Source organism: Streptomyces aurantiacus JA 4570 (assembly GCF_000414115.1).
Classification (GTDB): domain Bacteria; phylum Actinomycetota; class Actinomycetes; order Streptomycetales; family Streptomycetaceae; genus Streptomyces; species Streptomyces aurantiacus_A.
Genome location: NZ_AOPZ01000396.1, coordinates 1 through 7,455, shown reverse-complemented (window position 1 = coordinate 7,455; position 7,455 = coordinate 1). Strand labels below are relative to the sequence as shown.

Here is a 7,455-nt window from a genome sequence, read left to right as displayed (position 1 = left end):
GGTCCTGACGGCGGACGACGCGGCGCGCGCGGCCGGCGCGGGCGCGAACCTCGTGGTGACGCCGGGTCTCGGCCCGGGCGTCGACGCGGCACTCGGCCGGGGGCTGCCCGTGCTCGCCGGGGTCCTCACGCCGACGGACGTGATCGCGGCCGACGCGGCGGGGGCGACCGCCCTGAAGGTCTTCCCGGCGTCGGCGGTCGGCGGCCCCGCCTACCTGAGGGCGCTCCTCGGCCCCTTCCCCGGCCTGCCGTTCGTGCCGGTCGGCGGCGTGGACGCGACGGCCGCGGCGGAGTACCTGGAGCTGGGCGCGGTGGCGGTGGGCGTCGGGTCCCCGCTGGTCGGCGACGCCGCGGACGGCGGGGACCTCGACGGGCTGCGGCGGCGGGCGGGCCGCTTCGTGGCGGTGTGCGAGTGAGCGCCGCAGGCGTGGACGTCCTCACCTTCGGCGAGACCATGGTCGCGCTGCGCGGCGACGGGCCCCTGAAACTCGGGGGTTCGATGGCCGTGTCCGTCGCGGGGGCCGAGTCGAACGTGGCCATCGGTCTTGCCCGGCTCGGGCACGCCGTCCGCTGGGCGGGGGCCGTCGGCGACGACGAGGCCGGTGAACTGGTGCTGCGCACACTGCGGGCCGAGGGCGTGGACGTGTCCGGCGCGAGCCGCGACGCGGGGGCGCCGACCGGGCTGCTGCTGTTCGAGCCGCGGCTGCCCGAGGTGACGCGGGTGCACTACTACCGGGCCGGGTCGGCCGGGTCACGGCTCGGCGTGGACGCCGCCGAGCGGGCCTTCGCGGGCGGGGCACCGCCGCGCGTACTGCATCTGACCGGCATCACCCCGGCGCTCGGCGCCTCGGCGCGGGCCGCGTGCGAACACGCCCTGCGCCGTGCGCGCGAACTCGGCGTCCAGGTGTGCCTGGACGTCAACTTCCGCTCCCGGCTGTGGAGTCACGAGGAGGCCGGGGCCGTTCTGCGCGAGTGGATGCCGTACGTGGACGTCCTCGTCGCGTCCGACGACGAGCTGCCACTGTGCCTCACCGCCGACGCGGCGCCCACCGAACTCCCCGGCCGGGCACGGGCGTTGCTCGGGCTCGGGGTACGCGAGGTCGTCGTCAAGCTGGGCGCGCGCGGCGCCACGGCGTACACGGAGTCCGGCGAACTCCACTGCCCCGCGCGGACGGTGCGAGCCGTGGACGCCGTAGGGGCCGGGGACGCCTTCGTCGCCGGATACCTGTCCGCACTGCTCGACGGCGCGGGCGTCGCGGAGCGGCTGGAGCGGGGGGCGACCACGGGGGCGTTCGCGGTGGCGTCACGGGGCGACTGGGAAGGGGCGCCCACGCGGGGGGAGTTGGGGATGTTGGACGCGGGAGACGGGGCTGTGCTGCGTTAGCCCTCCGGGGTGGGGCGCTGGGCCGTCGGGCGGTCCGGCGCCTCGCCGTCGCCGCGTCAGCCGCAGCAACCGCCTCCACAGCAACCGCCACCACCGGCACCGCCGCCGGCCGCGCCCGCCGGGGTCGCGGCCGTACCGGCGACCGCCACGGTCGAGAGCAGCTTCACCGTGTCCTCATGACCCGCCGGGCAGGTGGCCGGGGCGGCGGACTCCGCCATGGGGCGGGACAGCTCGAAGGTGGTGCCGCAGGGGCGGCAACGGTACTCGTATCGGGGCATGGGGACAGGGTACGTGGGCGGGGCGCCGGGGGCGCTGCCCGGGCGCAGGGGCGGACCCCGCGCCGCACACCGCGCGGCCCGGCTGCCCGTCGCGAGGGGGCGTCTACCGCGTGGTCGCCGCCCTCACGAAGTCGCGCAGTATCGCCTCCCCCGCAGCCACCCCCCGCTCAGGGACCACCGTCAGCCCCCGCGCCGTCCAGCCCGTGTCGGACAGTTCGCCGTGGGACGGGCGCCAGGAGTGGTCCGCGGCGGCGAGGAGGTCGGCGTCGAGGAGGGAGTCGCCGGCGGCGAGGACCTCGTCGGTGCCCGCGCGGCGCGCCACCTCCCGCATGGCCGCGCTCTTGGTGAGCGGCCGCGGCACGGCGTAGATCTTGCGGCCCTGGAGGGAGACGGTCCAGCCGCGTCCCACGGCCCACTCCGCCAGTTCCTTGACCCACTCGGCGGGCAGCAGGGAGCGATCCACGACCAGGTAGGCGAAGAGGTCCTCGGCGACGCGCTCCTTGAGCAGCCAGGACGGGTCGGCGCTGCGCAGCAGGTGCGCGCGGACCTCGTCGAGGGACGCGCACTCGGCGGCGAGGCGGCGGTCGACGGCCGCCGGCGGTCGACGGCCGCCCGCCACGCCGGGTCCGACGCACCGTCGACCAGCAGGTGCCCGCCGTTGGCGCAGATCGCGAACTCCGGTACGGGACCGGGCAGATGGATGCGGTGGTACTGCTCGCGGGTGCGGGTCGTCGCGGGCACGAAGACGGCGCGCTCCGCCAGTTCCACGAGGAGCCCGGCGGCGGCCTCCGTGACGTACGACAGCGGCTTGCCCTCGTACACCTCGACGCAGAGCAGGCGCGGGGCCTCGGCGTCGGGCATGCGCAGGCCGAGTGCGGCGGCGGAGTAGATGAGGGTGCGGTCGAGGTCGCTGGCGACGAGGAGCCGCGTGCCGGGCCCCGCGGCGCCCGGCCCCGGAACAACGCCGGACTGCGAGGTCGCGCTCATGCGGCGGCCACCGCCTTGCCGTCCGCCCCCGTCGCCCCGCGCGTGTACTTGGGGTGGATCAACCCCACGCAGGTGTACGGGAGTTCGGCGACCTCCTCGACGGGCACCCCGCGCTGTTCGGCGAGCAGCCGTACGTGGTCGAGGTCGGCCCCCGCGCCCGCGCGGGCGAGTATCTTCCACGGCACGCGGCGCAGCAGCACGCGCGTGGTCTCGCCGACGCCGGGCTTGACGAGGTTCACGTCGTGGATGCCGTACTCCTCGCTGATCCGCTCGACGGCGGCCCAGCCCTCCCAGGTCGGCGCCCGGTCCGCGGCGAGGACCTCCTTGACCTGGGCGGCGACCGCCTCGGCCACCTCGTCGAAGCGGGCGGCGACGGCGGCCACGAAGTCGCGGGACACGTCGGTGTCCGCGAGTTCGCGGTAGAACTTCGCGCCGTGGAAGTCGTCGGTGCCGACCAGGTCGGCGCGCAGGACGGTGCGCGAAATCAGGCCCGAGACCGTGGAGTTGAGACAGGCCGACGGGATGAGGAAGTCCTCGCGGGTGCCGTACGTGCGCACGCAGGAGCCGGGGTCGGCGAGCACGGCCATCTCCGGGTTGAAGCCCCGCGCGCCGCCCGCCTCCTCGAACTCCTCGATCGCGGCGGCCAGTTCACGGGTGATCGCGCCCTTGCCGGTCCAGCCGTCGACGAAGACGACGTCGGCCGGGTCGTGGTGCGCGGCGAGCCAGCGCAGCGCGTTGGCGTCGATGCCGCGGCCGCGCACGATCGACACGGCGTAGTGCGGCAGGTCCAGGCCGTGGCGGTGCTCGGCCCAGCGGCGCATCAGGACACCGACGGGCGTGCCCGCACGGGCCAGCGACACCAGGACCGGGCGGGGCGAGCGCTCGGCGAGAACGGTCTCGGTCACCGTGCCGACGGCCTGCGCGATGCGGGCCGCGGAGGTGTCGAGCGCGGCCCGGAACAGCTCCTGGTACTGCGGGCTCGGCTGGTACTCGACCGGCAGCGACTCGGCGTAGTGCGCGCCGCCGCTCTGGATGGCCTCCTCGCGCTCCTCGGTGGGCGCTTCGAGCGTGACGTCCGACAGATCCTGGAGCAGCCAGCCGACGTCCTCGGGAGCATAGGAGGAGAAGGCGGGGCCGCGGAGGGGGTCGGGCAGCATGCGGGATTCCTGATCTCGGGGGGCGTACGAGGATGCGTACGAGGAGACGTGCGGGGACGCGTGCGACGGGACGTACGAAGGGACGACGGCGAGCAGCACATGGCCGGTGTGCGCCGCGAGCTGGGCCAGCAGCCCGTCGGGCGCGTGCAGCGGCGGTGTGTCCGCCGTGGAGTCCACCACCGCGACCACCGCGTCGAAGCCGCCGCCCGCCACGTTGTACGCGTAGCGCGGCCCGGGACCGTCGGCCGGGTCGTCGTGCGCCGGGAAGACCAGGCGGGTGCGGATGGCGTAGCCGGGGTCGTCCACGGCGAGGACGGGCGAGCGGGTGGTCGTGGAGTAGCGGACCTCGGGACCGCCCGCCGCGCCGCCGAGGCGCTGCTCCAGGGCCACGCCCAGCGCGAGCGGCGCGTACATCAGCTCCTCGAAGCCGAGCACGAGCACGCGGCGCGCGCCGTCCGGCAGCGCGGCGGCGATCCGCTCGGCCATGCCCGGCAGCGCCGCGTCCAGGCGCGCCCGGTGCGCGGCCGTGAAGCCGTGCCGTCCGCCGTCGGGCACGCCCGCGGGCCAGTCAAGGCCGACGCGGTTGATGGGCCCCCGCTCCGCGCGCGGCGCGGGCACCGGCGCCGCCCCCGCCTCGTGCTCGGCGACCAGCGCCTGCCCCTTCTCCAGGACGCCGTCGGGCAGCCGGACCGTGCCGGAGGCGAGCGCGACCAGGTCGACGCGGGCGCCGATCTCGCGCGCGAAGGCGTCGAGACGGTCGCGGTCCTCGGGGGCGCGCATGTCGACCAGGGCGACGATGACGTACCGCTCGCGCGGGAAGCGCTCGTGCAGGGCGCGGATGGTGTTCAGGACCGTGTTGCCGGTGGAGAACTCGTCGTCGACGAGCACCAGCGCGCCGTCGCCCGCGAGCAGCCGGGGGTCCTCCGGGAGCAGCAGGTGGGACGTGGCGTGCGAGTGGGACTCCTCGAAGCCGCCCGCGCGCGCGACGCCGGGGACGGGGCGGCGGGTGGAGTGCAGGTAGGGGGCGAGCGCGAGGCCGTCGGCGACGCTGTGGCCGAGGCCGGTGGCGGTCTCCGCGTAGCCGAGGACGACGGCGCGGGCGGTCTCGTCCTCGCCGAGCAGTTCCCGTACGCGGACCCCGAGGTCGTACCCGGAGCGCCAGATCACCGAGGGGTGCTGCGGCACGTGCTTGCCGAGGACGTTCGACACCAGCAGATGCGCCCGCTTGGGGTTGCGGCGCAGGGCGAGCCCGAGCAGGTCCCGCAAGCGGCCGTCGCCGTCCAGCTCGACCCCGAGCCGCTCGGCGACCCACGTACCCGACCACACCACGTCTGCTGTCTTCCTTGCCTTGATCATGTTCTCCGTCATGAGGGCAGCCCCGCGCTGAGCAGCTCCACGAAGCCGACGTCCTCGCGCGCGACGCCGAAGACATCGGCGCGGCGCAGGGTCCGCTCGGCCCAGGCGCGGTGCGGCTTCACCTCGTTCATCTTGTTCGTGTACGCGGAGCGCAGCACTCCGCCGCCGTCCCGCTCCGGGCGCAGGATGTCCTGCGCGTCGCTGAACTCCTCGTGGCTGACGACCGACAGGGCGTGCACGGGCAGCACGTGCGAGGGGTGGATGCAGGTCTTGCCGAGCAGGCCGTTGGCGCGGTCCAGCTCTATCTCGCGCAGGAGGCCGTCCAGGTCGTGCTCGATGAGGGCCTGGCGCAGTTCCTCGGCGCGCACCTGGAGGAAGGGGCTCTGGCGCAGCTGCGGCTTGAACATCCGCTCCTGGACGCGGAAGTACTCCCAGACGGGCCCGGTGACGGTGAAGCCCGTGCCGTCGGCCCGGCCGAGGTGGTTCACCACGTCGGCGATGACGGACGCGACGATCTGGACGTCGTACGCCGTCATGTGCGGCGGTCTGCGCAGGCCGTACGCGGAGCAGAAGTCGGTGACGCCGAGGCGCAGCGCGAGCACCCGGTCGCGGTACTTGTCGACGGTGCGGGCGATGCCTTCGAGCGTCACCGCGCGGCTCTCCAGGTACAGGAGCTGCGGTGATTCCAGGACCGGCATCGCGAACAGGCGCCGCCCGGTGGCCGCCTCGGCGGCGGTCAGCGACTCCAGGAACGGAACGCCCCGCTCCTCGGTGAACTTCGGCAGTACGAATCCGGACAGCAGGCGGATCGCGGGGCCGAGCCTGCGGGCCAGGTCAGGGATCTGCTCGGGGTGCCGCACGCGGATGAAGAGCAGCGGCGGCTCGGCGTCCGGGCGGCCGGCGAGATCCGTGAGGTGCCGGATCAGATTCTCCTCGGCGGCCACGACGTCCGCGTCGCCGATGGAGTCCTCCAGGCAGATCACCATCGAGATCACGCCACGGCCGGACTGCTTGAGGATGTCGTCGGCCAGCCGCGGGCGGGTGGCCGGGCTGTACAGCGTGGCGCCGAGCGCGGCCGCGAGGAGCTGCGGCGGGGAGTCCGCGGTGAAGACACACGGCTCCCGGTGGAAGAGGCGCTGTCGCACCTCTGGGGCTATGTGCCCGAAATGACGCATGGGGTTCCCCTAGGGATTCTCCTGATTTCGCCCGAATCACCCGGATCGTCGGCGCGATGCGAAATGATGTGGCCGGTAATAGTACGTAGGGGCGGGTGTCGGGGGTTCCCTCCGGGCATGAAATTCAGGTAACCCGGCCATGTCGCACACGTCTGCCCCACACCGGCACAGGCAGGTGTCATAGGCCGGAAGACGGGCAGTACGCGGACAAGACAGGGCCAGGACGGGCAGGTGTCCGAAAGTGTTCGCCCGGGTGCGGGGCCCGCGCCGGGGCGTAATCGGGGAGGGCCAGGAACCGGTCGGCGGCGCGGGACCCGCGTTGTCCGGCCGAGTACCAGGAAGGCAGGATGACCGCATGACGCACGCGATGTTGAAGGGGTCGAACGTCCCGCTCGAAGCCGCCGCCGTCCGCGCCGTGCTGCGCTGGACGCCGCGCCAGGGCTCCCCGGACGTCGACGCGTCGGCGCTGCTGCTCGGCACCGACGGCCGCGTGCGTTCCGACGAGGACTTCGTCTTCTACAACCAGCCGCGCCACCCCTCCGGGAAGGTCTGGCGGCTCGGCAAGAAGCGGGTCGCGGAGGGCCTGACGGACACCGTGCAGACCGACCTCGCGGGCCTGGACCCCGCGGTCGGTCGCGTGCTGCTCGTCGCCTCCGCCGACGACGTGCCGTTCGAGCACGTCCGCGCGCTGCGGATCCTGCTGTACGACGCCTCGCCCGCCGCGGCCGACGCCGAACCGCTCGCGTACTTCGACATCACTCCGGAGACGGGCGCCGAGACCGCGCTGATCTGCGGGGAGCTGTACCGCCGCGGCGAGGGCTGGAAGTTCCGGGCCCTCGGCGAGGGGTACTCCAACGGCCTGGTGGGCCTCGCCACCGACTTCGGCATCTCCGTGGACGAGTCGGACGCCGTGCCCGAGCCGACTCCCGACGCCTCGCTGCCGCAGACGCAGCGCCTGGGCACGACGGGGCCCGTGGCACCCGCCGCCCCGGCCCCGGTGGTCCCTGCGGCTCCGGCCGCCCCGCTCCCCCCGGCGCACACCCAGCCCCCCGCCCCGTACCCGGCCGCCCCCGCGCCCCCGGCGCCCCAGCCCGCGTACGGCTACCCGCCGGGGCCGCC

6 protein-coding genes and 1 pseudogene are annotated in these 7,455 nt (G+C 74.8%); 3 read left to right on the top strand and 4 right to left on the bottom strand.

Features of this window, described 5'->3' with window-relative positions; all coding sequences use genetic code 11:
* Window positions 1-415 (top strand): bifunctional 4-hydroxy-2-oxoglutarate aldolase/2-dehydro-3-deoxy-phosphogluconate aldolase (locus STRAU_RS31650; RefSeq protein WP_037663224.1); only part of this gene is annotated, 415 nt, incomplete at its 5' end.
* Complete coding sequence (locus STRAU_RS31645; protein WP_203227491.1) at window positions 412-1,383, top strand: sugar kinase; 972 nt, start codon at window positions 412-414, stop codon at window positions 1,381-1,383. The genes STRAU_RS31650 and STRAU_RS31645, both read left to right, overlap by 4 nt.
* Before the next feature lie 56 nt (window positions 1,384-1,439).
* Here STRAU_RS31645 and STRAU_RS40885 read toward each other — a convergent pair whose 3' ends face one another.
* The 4 genes and pseudogenes from STRAU_RS40885 to STRAU_RS31625 all read right to left on the bottom strand — a co-directional run bounded on the left by STRAU_RS40885 (window position 1,440) and on the right by STRAU_RS31625 (window position 6,336).
* On the bottom strand, window positions 1,440-1,661 hold the full coding sequence (locus tag STRAU_RS40885) for an FmdB family zinc ribbon protein (RefSeq protein ID WP_037663222.1): 222 nt from the start codon (window positions 1,659-1,661) through the stop codon (window positions 1,440-1,442).
* 103 nt (window positions 1,662-1,764) lie between these two features.
* A pseudogene (locus STRAU_RS31635) lies at window positions 1,765-2,522 on the bottom strand (HAD family hydrolase).
* 122 nt (window positions 2,523-2,644) lie between these two features.
* Entirely contained in the window at window positions 2,645-5,173 is a 2,529-nt protein-coding gene (locus STRAU_RS31630; protein ID WP_016644485.1) for a phosphoribosyltransferase, read from the bottom strand.
* Window positions 5,170-6,336: an HpcH/HpaI aldolase/citrate lyase family protein gene (locus STRAU_RS31625; protein ID WP_037663220.1), complete on the bottom strand. Its 1,167-nt coding sequence runs from the start codon at window positions 6,334-6,336 to the stop codon at window positions 5,170-5,172. The genes STRAU_RS31630 and STRAU_RS31625 overlap by 4 nt, the downstream gene beginning before the upstream one ends.
* 355 nt (window positions 6,337-6,691) lie before the next feature.
* Here STRAU_RS31625 and STRAU_RS31620 point away from each other — a divergent pair.
* The coding region (locus STRAU_RS31620) for a TerD family protein (RefSeq protein WP_052029371.1) at window positions 6,692-7,455 on the top strand (764 nt) is incomplete at its 3' end.

What these genes read in the sequence shown, in the direction of transcription:
- STRAU_RS31625 (WP_037663220.1), bottom strand. Translation starts at nt 6,336, where the DNA reads ATGCGTCATTTCGGGCACATAGCCCCAGAGGTGCGACAGCGCCTCTTC.
- STRAU_RS31630 (WP_016644485.1), bottom strand. Translation starts at nt 5,173, where the DNA reads ATGACGGAGAACATGATCAAGGCAAGGAAGACAGCAGACGTGGTGTGG.
- STRAU_RS40885 (WP_037663222.1), bottom strand. Translation starts at nt 1,661, where the DNA reads ATGCCCCGATACGAGTACCGTTGCCGCCCCTGCGGCACCACCTTCGAG.